An 18293-nucleotide genomic window follows, 5' to 3' on the forward strand; every position below is an offset into this window, starting at 1 on the left:
CTTTTCTTATATCTTTATCTAATTGCCTTGCTTCCGATATCGGTTCGGTAGAAGAGGCCTTCTGTTTTTTGTTGGTCGAGTTGGCTGTAGATGATGGTTTGGGCTTCTTTGACGGTATCGGCTGTGGTGACGAGCATATAGACACGTCCACCGTTTGATAGCAGTGCTCTGCTATTTTCCGCAAACTTAGCCCCTGCATAGTAGGTGATGATATCGCCTTCTGTCTTGGCTGGCAACTTGACACCTTTTTCATAGTCTAACGGGTAACCGTTGGATGCGACAACCACACCCAGAGTCACACTCTTGTCCGTCCACGTGATGTTTGGCTCCTTGCCATCCAGAATATCTGTGATATTTTGGGCAAAGTCAGATGTCAAACGAGGCAGGATAATCTGGGTTTCAGGATCTCCGAAACGAGCGTTGAACTCGATAACCTTAGGGCCGTCCGCTGTCAAGATAAGACCAGCGTAAAGGATACCAAGATAAGGGCGACCTTCTTTAATCATCCCTTCAAGGACTGGCTTGACAATGGTGTCAACCGCTGTATCAACTACACTCTGTGGCAAGTGTGGAACTGGTGCATAGGCCCCCATCCCACCAGTGTTAGGCCCCTTATCGCCATCATAGGCACGTTTATGGTCCTGAGCTGTTGGCATGATGTAGAACTTGTCACCATTGACAAAGACAAAGAGGGAAAACTCCTCCCCATCAAGGAATTCCTCAATAACTACACGCGCACCTGAGTCACCAAATTTATTGTCCAAAAGCATCTCGTGGGCTGCTTCGACTGCTTGCTCAACCGTCTCCGCAACGACGACACCCTTCCCAAGCGCTAAGCCATCCGCCTTGACGACGATAGGCGCACCTTTCTCCTCGATATAAGCCTTGGCTTCCTCGAAATCTGAGAATGTGCCATAGGCCGCTGTCGGAACGCCGTATTTGACCATGATTTCCTTGGCAAAATCCTTGGACCACTCCAGCTCAGCTGCCAATCTTGTCGGACCAAAGGCTTTAAGACCAGCTTGGTTAAAATCATCCACAATTCCAGCAGCAAGGGCATCATCTGGCCCGATGAAGGTCCAAGCGATATCGTTGGCCTTTGCAAACTCAATCAACTTAGAATGTTCGGAAATAACGATATTTGCCAATTCCAGCCCATCCAGAGTCATTCCGTCATTTCCAGGGGCTACAAAAACTTTTTCAACGTCTTTTGACTCAAGCAACTTCGTGGCAATCGCATGTTCACGACCACCCGAACCGACAACTAACAGCTTCATCTCTCAACCTCTTTTGCGAATTATTTACTAATATTATATCACAAACGTTCGTTTTAATCTTGTTTTATTAAGCATTTTTAAGCAAAAAAGAAAGAAACTGTTTTCTTCCCTTTTGTTTCTTAATGTCTAAAATGTCTCACTCCTGTGAAGACCATGGTCAAGCCATATTTGTCAGCTGCTTCGATAGATTCTTGGTCACGGACAGATCCACCAGGCTGGATGATGGCCTTGATACCTGCTTTGGCGATTTCTTCCACGTTATCCGCAAATGGGAAGAAGGCATCCGAAGCAAGCACAGCACCGTCAAGACGGTCTTTGGCTTGGTCGATGGCAATACGAACAGAGGCCACACGGTTAGTTTGACCTGGGCCAACACCAAGTGTCATGTGGTCGTTGGTCACGATGATACCGTTTGATTTGACGTACTTGATAGCCTTCCAAGCGAACTCGAGAGCTGTCGCTTCTGTCTCAGTGGGCTGGCGTTTGGTCACCACTTGCCAGTCAACTGGACTTTCTTTGACCACGTCTTGGTTTTGAACGAGGAGACCTCCAACAACACCAGTGTATTCTGCTTCCACTTCGCTCGCTTCTTGAGCATCAAATGGCAAAGCAAGGATACGCAAGTTTTTCTTTTTGTTTGTCAAAATAGCTAGCGCCTCATCCGTATAGCTTGGTGCGATGATGATTTCAAGAAAAACACCGTGCATCTTCTCAGCTGTCTCAGCATCTACCTCACGGTTGAGAACGACAATTCCACCAAAGATAGAAACTGGATCAGACTCATAAGCGTAATCCCAAGCAGTTTCGATATCATCAGCTTGACCGATTCCACATGGGTTCATGTGTTTGAGAGCCACAACGGTTGGACGGTCTTTGAAGTCACGGATAATACGAATAGCAGCATCCGCATCGCGGATATTGTTGAATGACAATTCTTTCCCGTTAAGCTGTTTAGCAGATGCAATCGAGTAGTCAGTCGGCAAGGCTTTTTGGTAGAAATCTGCATCCTGTTGAGGATTTTCCCCATATCGCATGGCCTGCTTGAGGTCATAGGTTAAAGTAAGTTTTTCTGGTTTGCTTTCTCCGACTTGAGCTGTGAAGTATTCTGCAATCAAGGCGTCATAAGCCGCTGTGTGACGAAATACTTTGGCTGCCAAACGTTGGCGAGTTTCGTAACTTGTTTCTCCATTTGCTGCCAATTCGTCAAGAACCACAGCGTAGTCAGCTGGATCTACCACAACCGTCACGCTGGCATGATTCTTCGCTGCTGAACGAAGCATAGATGGCCCACCAATATCGATATTCTCCACAGCATCAGCATAAGTCACGTCTGGTTTGAGAATAGTTTCCTTGAATGGGTAAAGGTTGACCACAACAAGGTCGATGAGTTCAATCTGATTATCCTTAGCTGCTTCCAGGTGACTATCCAAGTCACGACGAGCAAGGAGTCCACCGTGTATATTTGGATGAAGGGTCTTGACACGGCCATCCATCATCTCTGGAAAACCAGTCACATCATCGATGGCAATGGTCTTCACCCCAGCATTATCAAGGGCAACCTTGGTTCCACCTGTTGAGATAATCTCCCAACCAAGTTTTTTAAGTTCTTGGGCAAATTCAACAATGCCCGCTTTGTCTGAGACGCTGATTAAGGCGCGTTTAGTCATTATTATTCTCCTTTTTAATCATTAGTTAAACACCAATTAAATGCAGTAACAGTAAAACAAAATAAGCAAAACCAAGGCTAATCATACCTAAGATATTGACCCATTTTCTAGTCTGTGATTTGAACACTCTTATAAAAATTTGGTAAATCAGCAAGCCTACACAAACACCTAGCGTATTTAAAGTCAAATCCGTTACATCTGTTATACCTATTGCTAAAATATACTGTAAGCACTCAAACAATAAACTAATCAAGAAACCTGTCCCGACTATTCTTAAACTAGATAAATTAGTTTTTATCAGAGGGAAACAAACACCTAATGGAATAAAGGAAATCAGATTAAATAACATTTCAGCAAAAACAATTTTTCCATCTACTATTAGTGGTTCTGAAAATGGAATCCAATTGATGTACCTTGGAGCTAAGAAAAATGCTATAAATTCAGGATTGGTCTCAAACTTAAATAAGATTCCCCAAGTTAATAACATCAGATAGACATAAAATACATATCGAGTTGTTTTTTTAGATTCTAACATCACAAATACCTCCGTTTGAATCCGTCTTCAACAATCACTGACTCCAATTTTGAATCAAAGATATCATATGAATCATCAATGGCAATGGTGCTCACCCCAGCATTATCAAGGGCAACCTTGGTTCCACCTGTTGAGATGATGTCCCAACCGAGTTTTTTTAAGTTCTTGGGCAAATTCAACAATGCCCGCTTTGTCTGAGACGCTGATTAAGGCTTTTTTCGTCATTCTATTCCTCTTTCTTTAGGTCCAAGCGCATAGCGACTTCATTATTTTCTTCTATAAATCCTGTTTCCTGAAAACCAAGACTAGTCAGTAGGTGCTTCATTTTTTCATTTCCAACCACATAATCTGCGATAATATGATTGCAAGTGCTATCCATCTGAGCCTTTTTGATCAGAAATTCCACGGCTTTTCGTCCATAACCTCTTCCTTGGTACTGCTGGCCAATCATTATCCGCCAGATAAAGTATTCCGCTTCATCCTTATCTATTTCCAACAGGAGAAAACCAACTACAAGCTCATTCCAATAAATTGCCATTGGAAACACATCCCCATTCTCTCGGTAGAGCCATGCGTCAGCTAAAGAGCGTACATTTGGAGACACGAAACGTGCTCGTTCATCAGCTTCAGATATTTTCAAATCCAGCACTGCCTGAAAACTGCTCTCATCTACTAATTTTATCTCAATCATTTTTTCTCCTAGCAATATTGCACAATCAAAACTTGATTTACTTCTTATCTTCTCCCCACCCCTAAACTCTCCAGCACTTGAGGATAGATTTGATACTCGGTGGCATGGATACGAGCTTCAAAGCTGGCTATGGTATCATCAGCTAACCGTGGCACACGGACTTGTTTGATGACCTTTCCTGTATCCACACCCGAATCCACCCAGTGAATGGTCACACCACTCTCAGCAACGCCAGCATTCCAAGCATCCTCAATCCCATGAGCTCCTGGAAACTCTGGCAGGTAGGCTGGATGAATGTTGACAATCCGACCTTCATAAGCCGCCAATAAGGTTGGCCCAACGATTTTCATGTAGCCCGCTAGGCAAATCAAGTCAATCTGATGTTCTTCCAAGAGTTCGACAAGGGCCGCTTCATAGTCTACCTTGCTCTCAAACTCCTTGAGTTCAAAAGCATAGGACAGAACGCCGAGCTTGTCTGCTCGCTCGAGCACATAGGCGTCACGATGGTCTGAAAAGACAAACTCCACTGGAAATTCTTCGGCAATCACCTGAAAATTTGAGCCATTACCAGAGGCAAAAACTGCTATTTTTTTCATTTGATGACGACACTTTCGTTTTCTTTCTTGACGATACGACCAATTTCATAGACTGGTTCATCCAACAATTCCTTGACACTACCTACATTTTCAGGGCTAACTGCCAGCATGAGTCCCACACCCATATTGAAGATTTCAAACATTTCTTCATGTTTGATTTTACCATATTTTTCAAGAGCTTTGAAAATAGGAAGCACTGGAACTTTGCTTTCCTCAATCTCAGCTGCTAGATCAGTTGCAAACATACGAGGAACATTTTCGATAAAGCCACCACCAGTGATGTGGGCAATGCCGTTGACCAACTCTTCCTTGATGAGTGGCAAAACAGCCTTGACATAGATACGAGTCGGCTCAAGAAGAACTTCCTTGAGTTTCTTGCCTTCCAATTCTGGCAAGACTTCCTCACCTGTGTAGTCGGCAAAGACACGACGGACGAGGGAGTAACCATTTGAGTGAATCCCACTTGAAGCAAGTCCGAGAAGAACATCTCCCTCTGCCACTTTTGAACCATCAATTATTTGAGATTTTTCAGCCACACCGACCGCAAAACCAGCCAAGTCATAGTCATCTTCGCCGTACATGCCAGGCATTTCAGCCGTTTCCCCACCAATGAGGGCAGCGCCTGCCTGCACACAACCTTCTGCCACACCAGCGACAACTTGTTCTAGCTTGGCTGGTTCATTCTTCCCTGTCGCTACGTAGTCAAGGAAATAGAGGGGCTCCGCACCCGCAGCGATGATATCATTGACACACATGGCCACACAGTCCTGACCGATGGTATCGTGCTTGTCGTACTTGATAGCCAGCATGAGTTTGGTTCCGACACCATCAGTTCCTGAAATCAAGACAGGTTCTTTAACCCCAGTCTTTGAAAGGTCAAACATACCACCAAAGCCACCCAGAGCTCCCATGACACCTGCACGCTCCGTACGAGCCACGTGCTTTTTAATCCGTTCAACAACTTCATAACCCGCTTCAACATCCACACCCGACTGGGCATAAGCATTTTTATTTGTCATTTTTATGTTCCTTTTCTTTGAGAAAGATTGCGACGTATTTTTAGATAAACAATCATTTTATCTAAAAATACTAGTCAGGGCTCTAGCTTTGGCCCCATGAGGCAAAGCGTCTACTGACAAATGCTTTAGCTTTTAGTCAGTAGTGAGACGTGGAGCGTACGCATTTTTATTTGCCATTTTTATATTCCTTTTCTTTAATTGAGGATCTATTGTCTATTTGTAAAAACTGGTCTTTTCTTCCAAACTTCTACGATAGTCTTCTTCATAATCATAGAGAGGTGTTGGGTAGTCACCGTCAAAATAAGCGACACATAGACCACCATTTGGCGCATCTGTTTCAATCCCAATCGAATCAATCAAACCTTCAACAGAAAGGTAGGTCAGACTGTCCGCACCAATGATTTGGCGCGTTTCTTCGACCGTATGATTGGCCGCAATTAGCTCCTGACGGGTCTGGATATCAATCCCGTAGAAACATGGATAAGCTAGCGCTGGACTACCAATGGCAACGTGAACCTCAGTCGCACCCGCTTCTTTCAAGAGCTGAACAATACGACGAGAGGTTGTTCCACGTACAATAGAGTCATCAATCATAACCACACGCTTGCCTTTTACAACGCCTGAAACAGCAGATAGTTTCATCCGCACCCCTTGCTCCCGCAATTCTTGAGTTGGCTGGATAAAGGTACGTTGCGTATATTGATTCTTGATAAGACCCATTTCATTTGGCAGACCTGATTCTTCTGCAAAGCCCATAGCCGCGCTGAGGGAAGAATTGGGCACACCGACCACGATATCCGCCTCATGCTTGAATTCACGCGCCAATTGGGCACCCATACGTTTCCGTGCCGTATGGACATTGACACCGTGGATATTAGAATCAGGGCGAGCAAAATAGATATACTCCATAGAACAGATTGCTAACTGAGTATCATCTGTATAGCTATCATACTGGATGCCCTTGTCATCAATGATCACAATCTCACCTGGCTTCAAATCACGAATCCATTCAGCACCAATAACCTCAAAAGCACAAGTTTCAGAGGAAACTACCACAGCTCCGTTGGCCATTTTCCCGATCGAAAGCGGACGGAAACCATTGGGGTCAAGAGCCGCAATCAACTTATCCTCAAACAGCAAGATATAGGCAAAGCCACCTTTGACAAGGCTGAGCGCTTCCTTGATTTTACCCATCAAGTTCGGATTATGGCTGCGACGAATGAGGTGGGCCAAGATTTCAGAGTCCGAAGTCGCGCTGAAAATCGCTCCTCTTTGTTCCAGTTCTTTCTTGAGAGAGGCTGCATTGGTCAAGTTTCCATTATGAGCCAACCCAAACTGCATATCGTGAAAACGGAAGAGGAAAGGCTGGATATTATCTACAGAAGCTTCGCCAGCAGTCGCGTAACGCACATGCCCAATCGCACCAGTTCCCGTCAATTTATCCAAATTAGCAGGATTTCTGAAGACTTCTGATAAAAGTCCCATGTCACGATGGCGCTTCAATTGCCCCTGATCATTGGAGAGGATTCCTGCCCCCTCCTGACCACGGTGCTGAAGACTGTGGAGACCAAAATAGGTCAATTTAGCAGCATCTGGATGTCCCCAGATACCGAAAACACCGCATTCTTCATTAAGAGATTTTACTTCGTATGTCATTTTATATACCTAATTTTCATTTGTGTATCATCAAGAGCTAGATTTACCTGACTTTTACATTACTGATACTATCTATTAGAAAATCTGCAAGTCTTATTTTCCAGTAAAGTATTTAACCGCTGACGCAAACAGGTGCTGGTCTTTATTGCCTGGGATGTTTTGGAAAAGACCGTCTTCATAACGTTCTGAGTGTCCCATCTTACCGATGATTTGGCCGTTCTTGCTGGTAATCCCTTCGATGGCATGGACAGAACCATTTGGATTGTACTTAGAATCCATACTTGGTTTGCCGTCAAAGTCAACATATTGGCTGAAAATTTGTCCATTGTCACGGAGCTCAGCGAATTCCTCAGCCGTCACGACAAACTTCCCTTCACCGTGTGAAACAGGAATAGCATGGATATCGCCCACTTGCACCCCAGTCAACCACGGCGAGTTGGTATTGGCAATACGGGTTTCCACCATCTTGGCCACGTGTTGGTTGGCATCATTGTAGAAGAGAGTTGGGCTAGTACTGCTGGCATCTTCGAAGTTCCCGTATGGAAGAAGACCTGATTTTACGAGAGCCTGGAATCCATTACAGATACCGATAATCAAGCCACCACGGGCGATAAAACTATCAATAGCTGCACGCACTTTTTCATTAAGCAGGATATTGACGATAAACTTAGCTGAACCATCCGGTTCGTCCGCAGCTGAGAAGCCACCTGCAAAGAAGAGAATGTTAGACTTGCCGATGTTGTCAACCATGATTTCAACTGACTTGACAATGGCTTCTTCATTCAAGGTCACAAATGGCACCAAGTTAACCTCTGCACCTTCTTTTTCGAAGGCCTTGGCTGAGTCATATTCCGAGTTGGTGCCTGGGAATACTGGGATGTAAACCTCAGGTTTTTCAACCTTTTCTTTGGCTTTAACCACAACATCTGATGCAACAGCTGGTACTTCAGCTAGTTCTTTGGCTTGAGCAAATTCTGTTGGGTAAACTTCTTCCAATTTTCCTTGGAAGGCACTGTCAAGTTTCTGTCCATCTAGCTTCACACCGTTGACAAGGAGTGTAAAGTCTGCACTTGTTTGTCCAATCTTCTCTACTCCAGCAATTTCTGCAGGAGAGGTAAAGACAAATCCGCCCAATTGTGCTGTCAAAGAACTTTCAAGTTCAGGCAAGATTACCTCTGCACCGATATGATTTCCAAAGGTAGCAAGGGCCAAACTTTCAAGCACACCACCGTATTTAACAGCTGATGCGGATGTCACTTTGTAAGCCTTTTGAAGGGCTTCAAACTGAGCAAAATTAGACTTAATCAAGTCAAAATCAATCTCTGCTGAGAGTGCTTGACCTGGAATGTAGTAGATATTTTCCCCAACAGCTTTAAATTCTGGAGAGAGCACATTACGGCTATCTGCCGTCGTTACCCCAAAGGCAACCAAGGTTGGCGGTACAGTCAATTCTTCAAAAGTACCAGACATGGAGTCCTTACCACCGATAGATGGCAAACCAAGCTGAATTTGTGCCTCGATAGAGCCTAGGAGAGCTGCTACTGGCTGACCAAAACGCTCAGCTTGTTTGTCCATACGCTCGAAGTACTCTTGGTAAGAGAAGCGAGCCTTGGACCAGTTTGCACCAGTCGCAACCAATCGAGCAGTTGCTTCGATCACCGCATAGGCAGCACCGTGGTATGGAGACCATTCAGCTACATATGGGTTGAATCCTTGAGCCATGACTGACGCAGTATGAGTCACACCGTGTTGAACTGGTAATTTCTGCACAGATGCCTCAGTTGGTGTGAGTTGATAACGACCACCAAGTGGGTGATTAACCGTGGAGCGTCCAACAGAGCAATCAAAGATAGTCTGTAATCCTTTTTGACTCGCATGGTTGAGGTCAGATAGAACCGTAAGGGTATCTGCTTCAAGTGTGTCAGCAGATGTTTGACGTTCTTCTGGAAGCTTGACATCCTTGTCCACCACCTTTGCATCAACGACCACGCGCACACCATTGGTATCAAGGAAACGACGCTCCAAGTCCACGATTGTCTCACCATTCCAGTGCATGACAAGATTTGGTTTTTCCGTCACTGTCGCCACCACAACAGCATCAATATTCTCTTTGTTACATTCCGCAACGAAGGCATCTATGTCTTCTGGACGAACCACGACCGCCATCCGTTCTTGTGATTCAGAGATAGCAATTTCTGTGCCATTCAAGCCTTGGTATTTAAGAGGCACCTTGTTGAGGTCGATTTCAAGACCGTCTGCCAATTCACCGATAGCTACACAGACACCACCAGCACCAAAGTCATTAGACTTCTTGATAAGACGAGTGACATCGCCATTACGGAAAAGTCGTTGAATCTTGCGTTCTTCGATGGCATTCCCTTTTTGAACTTCAGCTCCAGCAGTTTCCACAGACTCAACTGTTTGAACCTTAGAAGAACCTGTCGCACCACCGACACCATCACGTCCAGTCTTACCTCCAAGGAGGATAATGACATCTCCCGCTTCCGGTTTTTCACGGACCACATTGCCCTTAGGAGCCGCACCAACAACGGCACCAAGCTCCATGCGTTTAGCTACAAAGCCTGGGTGGAAATACTCACGAACGTAGGTCGTTGCAAGCCCAATCTGGTTACCATATGAAGAATAACCATGGGCAGCTGTTTTAGAAATAACTTGTTGTGGCAATTTACCAGCACGCGTTTCAGAGATTGGTGCTGTAATATCACCTGCACCCGAGATACGCATGGCTTGGTAAACATATGAACGACCTGACAACGGATCACGAATAGCACCACCGATACAAGTAGCCGCCCCACCAAATGGCTCAATTTCCGTTGGGTGGTTGTGAGTTTCATTCTTGAACATTAGGAGCCAAGGTTCCTTGACACCATCAACGTCCACTTCAATTTCGACTGAGCAAGCATTGATTTCGTCTGACACTTCCATATCATCCAAACGTCCATTAGCACGCTCATAACGACCGAAAATAGTCGCCATATCCATCAAGGTTTGCGGTTTTTCAGAACGCCCCAACTCCTCACGCATGGCAATATACTTGTCATAGGTTGACTGCAATTGTTTTTGGAATTTAGAAGCTGAGAAATCAATTTGCTTCAACTCAGTCTCAAACGTCGTGTGACGGCAGTGGTCAGACCAGTAAGTGTCCAAAACCTTGAGTTCTGTTTCCGTCGGCACGCGCCCGATTGACTTGAAATAGTCTTGGATAAAGAGCAAATCATCCACTTCCATTGCCATCCCTTGCTCGGCCTTGTAGCGAGCAAAGTCTTCTGCTGTATAGCTTTCAAAGAAAGCCAATTTAGGAATGGTCTTGTCTGACTCTGAAAATTCCTGCTTGGCAATCCCTACAGTAATATCCTTGAAACGAGAATCAACTGGGTTGAGCAAGTAGTTCTTGACCGCTTCTAATTCAGTCGTATCAATATCCTTATTGACCAAGTACAATTGGGCTGTATTAACCGTTACATCATTCGAACTTCCTAGTAAAAGCAAGGCTTCCTGCGAAGATGCTGCACGCTGGTCAAACTGCCCTGGCAGGCTTTCAATGGCAAAGAAAGCATAGTTAGCAAGATCCGCCTGCACAGCCGCTTCATCTAAGACATGGTCTGTCACCTGCTCAGAGAAGATGTGTTTCTCTGCAGGTGCAAACAGGTCCTCTGCCAAGTCAAATACATCATACACTTGCACGATGCGAATACTTTTCAAGCTTGAAAGTCCCAAGTTGTGCTGGAGTTCTCTAACCAAACTCTCTGACTTGACCTGAAAATCAGCCTTTTTTTCAACAAAAATACGTTTATCCATCAATCCTTATTCCTTTATTTCAGCTCTTGCAATGTTCCCAGCGACCTTGAGGTTGTTATTTCAATTCCTGCAACTTTTCCCAAACAATCTCGTAAACGTCGGTTAGTTCTCCCAATCCTCTACGGAGTGAAAAGGTCTGGGGGACCTTTTCAGCCTGAGTCCTTTTAGTTGAGAGACGAAGGTTTTCCGTTGCTAACAGATTATTTCAATCCCTGCAATTTCTCCCAGACAATCTCGTAAACGTCGGTTAGTTCTCCCAATCCTCTACGGAAAACATCCTTATCCATGTGGTTGCCATCCGCATCCCACAAACGGCAGTTATCTGGTGAAAATTCATCTGCCAAGATAATCTTGCCATCCTTGTCAAAACCGAACTCTAGCTTAAAGTCAATCAACTTAAGCCCAATCTCAGCAAACCAGACCTTCAAAAGTTCATTGATACGACGGGTTTCTTCCTTCAAGTAGGCAATCTGCTGGTCATCCGCAATCTGTAGGAATTTCACATGCTCATCATTGATAAATGGATCATCCAAATCATCATTTTTATAGTAAAATTCGACAATCGGAGTCTCAAATGCGATTCCTTCGTCTACGCCAAAACGTTTTGAAAAGGAACCAGCAGCATAGTTTCGGAGCACGACTTCCAAAGGAATAATCTTAACCTTTTTATTGAGTTGTTCCGTGTCTGAAAGCTTCTCCACAAAGTGAGTCGCCACACCAGCCGCATTTAACTTCTCAAAAATAAAAGATGAAATCTGATTATTCAATACTCCCTTACCTGCAATCTGCTCCTTCTTGACACCGTTAAAAGCAGTCGCCTGGTCCTTGTAAGTCGAAATAATAAGATTTTCATCCTCAGTTGTATAGATATCTTTAGCTTTTCCCGAATAGATCAATTGTTTTGACATTTTAAAGTTCGCCTTTCGTATTACTTGAGCACATTCTACCATAAAAAACCTAAAATTACAAGAATTTAACCGAATAAATAACGTAGTAACTTCGAAAATCATAAAGAAAAAACTGCAAGAAGAATCTTTCTCACAGTTTTAAAATCATTTAACTCTAAAAACACGAACATTACTCTTTGTTCAAAAATTGATCCAAATAATAACGCAGGTAACTTTTCTTACCTGTAATCATCTGTAGACGACCTTCCACCCCATATCGAAGTTTTTCAGTCTGCTCCGAAGTTAGATTAGTCTCCGCCTCAATTTTAAAGAAACTCCCTTTCTCAGTCTTGGTAGCTGTCGCATCTATGCTGGTAATCGTAGAATCTAGGAAAAGTTGATTCTTGGCATCATGAGTCGTAGTATAGCGAACAGAATCACCGACCTTGATCCTTGCTACATCTTTGGAACTAAGATAGGCTGTGAGTTTAGCTTTCCCTTCTTTCTCCAAGGATGGATAGAGTTGGGCTAGTAGAGTCCCCTCTGCTACCATGGTAGAATCACTGGTCTCAGGATTAAGATGAAGCACCCCATCCTCACTCGCCGTAATTTTCCCCTTGTCTAGAAGATTTCCCTGAACCTTCTTGCCTGACTCTGCCTCCAAGATTTTCTGGTCTAGAAGGGTCAATTCCTGACCAACCTTTGCCAAGTGTTGGGATTTGAGAGACTCCAATTGACTGCTTAAGCCTGACGCATAGGCTTGCTGGGTACCTGAACCTGCATACTGAACACGGTAAGTAGCAAGACTGGATTCTAACTGAGAGAGCTGCGCTTCAACCTGCGCCATTGCCTGGGATTTAGCTTGGGAATTTTCCTCACTCTGAGACTTATAGGACTGGTAGATAGAGTAGGCTAGATTCTGACTGGCCAAGGAAGCACCTGTTTCAATAGCTGACTTAGCTGTCTGGTAATCGCGAATTTTAGCCTCTGTTTGACTGATGAGGTTGCCGATTTCGGCTTGGGTTTGACTAGCTGCTGCGTTCTGGGACGCGATGGTCTCATTTTGTTGCGATGTACTAGCCCTAAGACTGCCCGCTTGACTGATGTAGTCGCGAAAGGTGGCTTGGTAGCCAAACTTATCCTCCTCTGGAAAGTAATCCGTCCCTTCTTGCAGGCTCTTCTGCAAATACTCCAATTGCTTTTTTTGATCCTTGAGCATGTCCAGCTGACTGGCATAAGACTCCACTTGGACACCCTCTGTCCCTTCCTGATATTGAACCAGAAGCTCCCCCTTCTTAACCAGCTTATTTTCTTCCAAATGATTGACAAGAATACGATTGTTGCTAGTTGACTGGATATTTGCAAGGATTCGACTAGGCTCGACAGTAGCTCTAGTAGACAAACTCATCTCCTTCTCTGCAAATGTTGCAAAGCCAAGCAAAAACACGAGCAGAAGGGACATGGGGACAATCACCCGACTGGAAAAATTATGGTAACGACGATTATAAAACTCCGCACTTTCTAAAAATTCTGGTTTCATCCTCTCCTCTTTCTAGCTATTCACCAAATGGGCGTAAAAGCCACCCTGTGCAAGTAAATCAGCATGCTTTCCTTCTTCAACAATCTTGCCCTGATCCAAAACAACAACCTTCTCTGTCCGCTCAGCAATGGTCAAGCGGTGAGCAATGAAAATCAAGGTCTTGTCTAAAGCCATAAGATTATCGACAATTCGCTTCTCTGTCAGAATATCCAAACTGCTAGTCGCCTCATCCAAAATTAAGACCGGCGCATCTGTCAAGAGAGCACGCGCCAGAGCGATTCTCTGACGTTGACCACCTGAGATCCCTGCCCCATCCGAAGTCAATTCTGTCTGGTAATTCAGTGGCATGCGCTCAATGTCCTCCCGAATCTCTGCCAACTCGACCGCCCGTAAGATATCCTCTTGAGTCGTCCCCTCCTTGGCTCCAAGGAGAAGATTGTCCAAAATCGTTCCGTTAAAGACATAGGGCTGTTGAGGCAGATAGTTGATATACTGGCGCAAGGCCTTTTTATCAATCTGATTGAGATTGACACCACCCAGACTAATCTCCCCTTGACTTGGGTCGTAAAAATTAACCATCATCTTGGCCAAGGTCGTCTTACCTGACCCCGAAATCCCCACAAAAGCCACCTTAGAACCCTGCGGAATGGTCAAATTGATATCTGACAAGACATCTCGACCATAGCCATACTTGTAGGAAACTTGCTTGAAGTCCATATCTCCCTTCATCAAGCTCAGATCCTCAACTGTTTTCTTCTCCTCAAACTCAGAAGCTACCAGATAAACCTCATTCAGACGGTTATTGGCAACCTGCGCTGTCTGAAGTTTGGTTTGCAGGTTGATGATGTTTTCCAAAGGATTGGTAAAGTAAACCAGCAAGGTATTATAGGTAATCAACTGCCCCAAACTCATCTTGCCATCCATGACCAGAACAGCCCCCATCCAGAGAATACCGACATTGAGCAAGAGATGGGCAACTTTTTTCAGAGCCTTTTGCTGACTCTCTGCTCGACTATAGGTAAAGGATTTTTTCAGATAATCCACAAATTCCTTGTCAATTTTTTGGTAACGCTGACTTTCACTGGTCAAGGACTTGATGGTCTCAATACCATTGATGTCCTCAATGATAGAAGAAGACAGAACCGCATTGGCTTCCATGGTATCCCGATTCATCTTTTCAAACGGCTTCATAAAGGCAAAGATGATCACTGTATAGATAGGAAGTGCCAATAAGGTCATGAAAAAGAGATTGGTATTTTGTGAAAATAAAACAAGAGAAATAATGACAACCGTTGACACATCTAGGAAAATCGAAAGAATAGTCGAAGCCAGCGCATCAATGATACTGTTAGCATCTGTAAAACGAGACACGATTTCCCCTGTCCTGCGTGTCGCAAAAAAGGACATAGGCAGGTGAAAAACATGCTTGATATAGGACAAAATCACATCAATCGACAAACGTTGCCCCAAAACAAGTAAGAGATACTCCTGAGCGTAAGATAAGATCTGCTGGAGAATATAGACGATCACCAACCCAATAGAAATAATCCCCAGTGTCGAACGCATCTGATCGGGCACATAGGTATCAATGATAGACTGCAGATAATAAGAACCCACAATATTAATCAAGGTTACCAAGAGTGTCGCCAAAACGATATTAGCAATCAAGCCACGCTGCTTCACTAATATAGGGATAAAAGAGAGCAGACCATTCTTTTGATCCTTATGAGGCTTGTAGTCTGGACTAGGTGCCATAAAAAGAGTCACTCCTGTCCATTCTTCCGCAAAACGCTCACGTGGCAGTTTGGTCAATTTCACCCCAGGATCTGGATCGGCAATATGAATGCTATCCTTATCCTGCCCAGTCACCACATAGTAGTGGAGCAATTTCCCTTCCTTAAGCACATGGGCAACAAAGGGAAAAGTCAAATCTGGCAAATCAAAGAGCGTCATATCCGCCTTAATTGCTCGTGTCTCAAAGCCAATCTCCTCTGCCACCTTGACCAAACCCAAAGCCGTAGTCCCATCCATGGTCGTCTTGGCCAATTCTCGTAAGTGAGCCAAAGAATAATAACTACCATAGTAGCCAAAAACCATGGCTAATGAAGCTACACCACAGTCCATCTGATCCACCTGCGGACGATAGTGACGTTTCCCAAATTTCATATTCATCTCCTTTTTCCTAAACTCATCTGATAACAACTATCTTACCCTAATCACCAAACAAAAACTGGACTTCCTCCCCAAATGCGCCTATCTCCCTCCCAACTGCACTTTTTGGATAAAAAAATAAGCAGAACAAGCGTTCTACCTACTAAAAATATGCTATTGAAAGGAAAATGATTTTTTACTGACACCCTAGGTAAGCTTGGAACAAATAAATCATTGATAGTAACATTTACGACATCCTATTTAAAGTTACTTCAATTTCTAATGTCCCTGCTATTTCTAAGCCACCTCTGGTATGATCTATTCATAGTCAGAATAGATAACACCGTTCTAAATTACGATTCATAGTTACTCCTTTTTTTGATTCGTTACTATAAGACTTCTATTTCCCCATAGATTGTCTACTACCTCAAATTTATCCATTCTTTTTTTCTTTACTTCTATATAAAAGAATGAATACCATCACAAATAATGCAATCGTTGGTATATTGAAACTATCAAGCCAAGTAGGTAAAGATACTTTATTCATATCAGCTACTAATCTGATGATGATATAGGACATCGAACTAAGTAATACCATGATTTCAGGCCAAACTTTCAGTATTGATTTAACAAATTTCATATTAAACTCCAATGTGATGCATTCTTAGATTCTAGCATAGCTATTTTCAGCGCAGACTAACCAGTCATTCTTAGCTGCTCACTCTACTTGCTTTTTATTGACCTTATATCCTAGATAAAAGAGCCCAAATAAAACAGGGTAAATTTCTGGATAAAATAGGGTATTGATTGGATTTCTCAAAATCAAATACGTTGCGATGTAGATTATGAGCGATACGGTAAAATAACCCTCAGCAAAGCCTAATAAAAATGTTTTCATAAGAAACTCCTAATTACCTGACAAGAATGGCGGAAAAACGCTACCATTCATATACACAAAATCCTTTTGATTCATGTTCTTCATGTATAGTTTTGATTATTTTTTGACAAATCTTTGCGAAAAATACCAAAATATGCTGAGAAAAGTAAACCAACCAAAGTCCATTGCCAATTAAAGGATACTAACGAACCTATACGAATCACATGAAGCGCGACATTAAGAGTTATTCCCAACAAAGGACATATCGTGGCTAGTTTAGGTAACAATGTATTGAGATTAAGGTTCGGTTGTTCATTATCTAACGCCCACGGCGAGCAAAATCTGAACCAAATTTGTAACCAGCATTAAAAATTTGTACAGCAGCATTCAGTACTCCTGCAATCCCAACTGCTTCCGCAAGACCAAAACCACCTTTTGTTCCCACTAATTCATCGTCAGATAATTGAGAAAATTGTTCTAGGTTCATGTTCATCATTACCCCTTTGTATTATATTTTATTGCTATGTAAATGATTAAAATGAGTATTGGATAAGTAAATACTTCTGAAATATCCATAAAATTTACACTATACTGTCCAGATAATATTTTATAGTCAATTAAAATTTGAACGATAGTAAAAATAATACGTAGCGATAACAATACCCCTAATAATATCACTTCTTTTTTTAAAAACATAGAAATACCTCTCTGACTACAATCAGATTATGGTCTATTCGCATAATACCCTATAGCTACTGTAATGATCCTTTGATAACAATTAATAAACCTGCTCCAACTTATTCACTTTGCTCTACGATTTCAAATTGATTCAAATTTTGCATGTTATACCCCTCTTTAAATAATACTAGCTAATCCAATAGCTACGCCTACTAATAAACCCACTATTGCTGAAGCTGATATAATAACAGCCGCAAATTCGTTTGAAAAATTCATTGATTTCTCCAAAGTGTCTTATCTAAAGTAACCCCATGCAACTAGCCCTGCAGCAGATAAGCTGCCGACAACATACCCCGCAACCTTGATTCCTACTGGAACTGCTACTACCGCTGCAGGAAGTACTCCTCCATCAACTGTTGCTAGTTCTTTTTCTGTCATTGCTGTAAACTGATTATCATTTACTAAAATATTCATTTTAAGTTCTCCTTGCTCTTATTCACTTTTGCTTTAAATATTTCTTTTTTATTAATATAGTATGTCAATGCTACTAACAAAATACATATCCCCAACGATACCTTCTCTAAATTAAGTAGAGAATAAGTTAATAATATGCTGTAAGCTATTAAAGCAGATCCTATATATATTTTTTTTAATATTCTATTCATAAAACTTACTCAAGATCTTATTTCAGATTTTTTCCAACTTGATAAAGACCTGCTCCCAGTATAATAGCCCCTCCTGTTACAGAAAAACCTTTAAACGCAGCTACTCCAAACGCAACTACTAGTGGTGCAATTCCCCCATCTACATTCATCAACTCTTCTTCTGTAAGAGCTACAAAGTTCTGTTCCATTTTGTCAAAATTTGTCATCTTTTTTCTCCTTTATTTCTATTTTTTAG

18 protein-coding genes and 2 pseudogenes are annotated in these 18293 nt (G+C 42.9%); all 20 read right to left on the reverse strand.

Annotation, left to right across the window (positions count from 1 at the left end; translation table 11 throughout):
* Positions 1 to 14 precede the first annotated feature (14 nt).
* The 20 genes and pseudogenes from purD to B7695_RS03170 all read right to left on the reverse strand — a co-directional run bounded on the left by purD (position 15) and on the right by B7695_RS03170 (position 18264).
* Positions 15 to 1277 carry a phosphoribosylamine--glycine ligase gene (purD, locus tag B7695_RS03070; RefSeq protein WP_084889641.1) on the reverse strand — a complete coding sequence of 421 codons (1263 nt, stop codon included), beginning with the start codon at positions 1275 to 1277 and terminating at the stop codon, positions 15 to 17.
* 119 nt (positions 1278 to 1396) lie between these two features.
* Positions 1397 to 2944, reverse strand: a complete 1548-nt coding sequence (gene purH / locus B7695_RS03075; protein WP_084889642.1) for a bifunctional phosphoribosylaminoimidazolecarboxamide formyltransferase/IMP cyclohydrolase — start codon at positions 2942 to 2944, stop codon at positions 1397 to 1399.
* Positions 2945 to 2969: 25 nt separating this feature from the next.
* A complete protein-coding gene (locus B7695_RS03080; protein ID WP_084889643.1) occupies positions 2970 to 3479 on the reverse strand; it encodes a VanZ family protein in 510 nt (169 codons plus the stop codon).
* Between the two features lie 71 nt (positions 3480 to 3550).
* Positions 3551 to 3704: pseudogene (locus tag B7695_RS03085) on the reverse strand (bifunctional phosphoribosylaminoimidazolecarboxamide formyltransferase/IMP cyclohydrolase); the annotation flags it as partial.
* A gap of 1 nt (position 3705) precedes the next feature.
* Entirely contained in the window at positions 3706 to 4170 is a 465-nt protein-coding gene (locus tag B7695_RS03090) for a GNAT family N-acetyltransferase (protein WP_000569798.1), read from the reverse strand.
* A gap of 44 nt (positions 4171 to 4214) precedes the next feature.
* Positions 4215 to 4766, reverse strand: coding sequence for a phosphoribosylglycinamide formyltransferase (gene purN / locus B7695_RS03095; RefSeq protein ID WP_084889645.1), 552 nt, complete (start codon positions 4764 to 4766; stop codon positions 4215 to 4217).
* Positions 4763 to 5785, reverse strand: coding sequence for a phosphoribosylformylglycinamidine cyclo-ligase (gene purM, locus B7695_RS03100; protein WP_084889646.1), 1023 nt, complete (start codon positions 5783 to 5785; stop codon positions 4763 to 4765). Before purM ends, purN begins: the two co-directional genes overlap by 4 nt.
* A 213-nt stretch (positions 5786 to 5998) precedes the next feature.
* The gene (gene purF, locus B7695_RS03105) at positions 5999 to 7441 is read right to left on the reverse strand and encodes an amidophosphoribosyltransferase (RefSeq protein ID WP_000220647.1); all 1443 of its coding nucleotides are present in this window, start codon (positions 7439 to 7441) and stop codon (positions 5999 to 6001) included.
* Between the two features lie 93 nt (positions 7442 to 7534).
* On the reverse strand, positions 7535 to 11260 hold the full coding sequence (locus B7695_RS03110; protein WP_084889647.1) for a phosphoribosylformylglycinamidine synthase: 3726 nt from the start codon (positions 11258 to 11260) through the stop codon (positions 7535 to 7537).
* A 55-nt stretch (positions 11261 to 11315) separates the two neighbouring features.
* A pseudogene (locus B7695_RS11835) lies at positions 11316 to 11384 on the reverse strand (phosphoribosylaminoimidazolesuccinocarboxamide synthase); the annotation flags it as partial.
* Positions 11385 to 11460: 76 nt separating this feature from the next.
* Positions 11461 to 12168 (reverse strand): phosphoribosylaminoimidazolesuccinocarboxamide synthase, encoded by a 708-nt coding sequence (gene purC, locus B7695_RS03120; protein WP_192855719.1) that lies wholly within the window; start codon positions 12166 to 12168, stop codon positions 11461 to 11463.
* Positions 12169 to 12337: 169 nt separating this feature from the next.
* Complete coding sequence (comB, locus tag B7695_RS03125; protein WP_084889649.1) at positions 12338 to 13687, reverse strand: competence pheromone export protein ComB; 1350 nt, start codon at positions 13685 to 13687, stop codon at positions 12338 to 12340.
* A 12-nt stretch (positions 13688 to 13699) separates the two neighbouring features.
* A complete protein-coding gene (comA, locus tag B7695_RS03130; RefSeq protein WP_084889650.1) occupies positions 13700 to 15853 on the reverse strand; it encodes a peptide cleavage/export ABC transporter ComA in 2154 nt (717 codons plus the stop codon).
* A gap of 418 nt (positions 15854 to 16271) precedes the next feature.
* Positions 16272 to 16478 (reverse strand): bacteriocin immunity protein, encoded by a 207-nt coding sequence (locus B7695_RS03135; protein WP_077804540.1) that lies wholly within the window; start codon positions 16476 to 16478, stop codon positions 16272 to 16274.
* A 78-nt stretch (positions 16479 to 16556) separates the two neighbouring features.
* Positions 16557 to 16736, reverse strand: coding sequence for a hypothetical protein (locus B7695_RS03140; RefSeq protein WP_084889651.1), 180 nt, complete (start codon positions 16734 to 16736; stop codon positions 16557 to 16559).
* An 80-nt stretch (positions 16737 to 16816) separates the two neighbouring features.
* Complete coding sequence (locus B7695_RS11385) at positions 16817 to 17068, reverse strand: bacteriocin immunity protein (RefSeq protein ID WP_084889652.1); 252 nt, start codon at positions 17066 to 17068, stop codon at positions 16817 to 16819.
* Positions 17035 to 17202: a class IIb bacteriocin, lactobin A/cerein 7B family gene (locus B7695_RS03150; RefSeq protein ID WP_192855720.1), complete on the reverse strand. Its 168-nt coding sequence runs from the start codon at positions 17200 to 17202 to the stop codon at positions 17035 to 17037. Before B7695_RS03150 ends, B7695_RS11385 begins: the two co-directional genes overlap by 34 nt.
* Before the next feature lie 8 nt (positions 17203 to 17210).
* Positions 17211 to 17411: a hypothetical protein gene (locus tag B7695_RS03155; protein WP_084889654.1), complete on the reverse strand. Its 201-nt coding sequence runs from the start codon at positions 17409 to 17411 to the stop codon at positions 17211 to 17213.
* 276 nt (positions 17412 to 17687) lie between these two features.
* Positions 17688 to 17867, reverse strand: a complete 180-nt coding sequence (locus tag B7695_RS03160) for a class IIb bacteriocin, lactobin A/cerein 7B family (protein ID WP_084889655.1) — start codon at positions 17865 to 17867, stop codon at positions 17688 to 17690.
* A 208-nt stretch (positions 17868 to 18075) separates the two neighbouring features.
* Complete coding sequence (locus tag B7695_RS03170) at positions 18076 to 18264, reverse strand: class IIb bacteriocin, lactobin A/cerein 7B family (protein ID WP_000180826.1); 189 nt, start codon at positions 18262 to 18264, stop codon at positions 18076 to 18078.
* Positions 18265 to 18293: the final 29 nt, after the last annotated feature.

This window comes from Streptococcus mitis (assembly GCF_002096845.1).
Lineage (GTDB): Bacteria > Bacillota > Bacilli > Lactobacillales > Streptococcaceae > Streptococcus > Streptococcus mitis_A.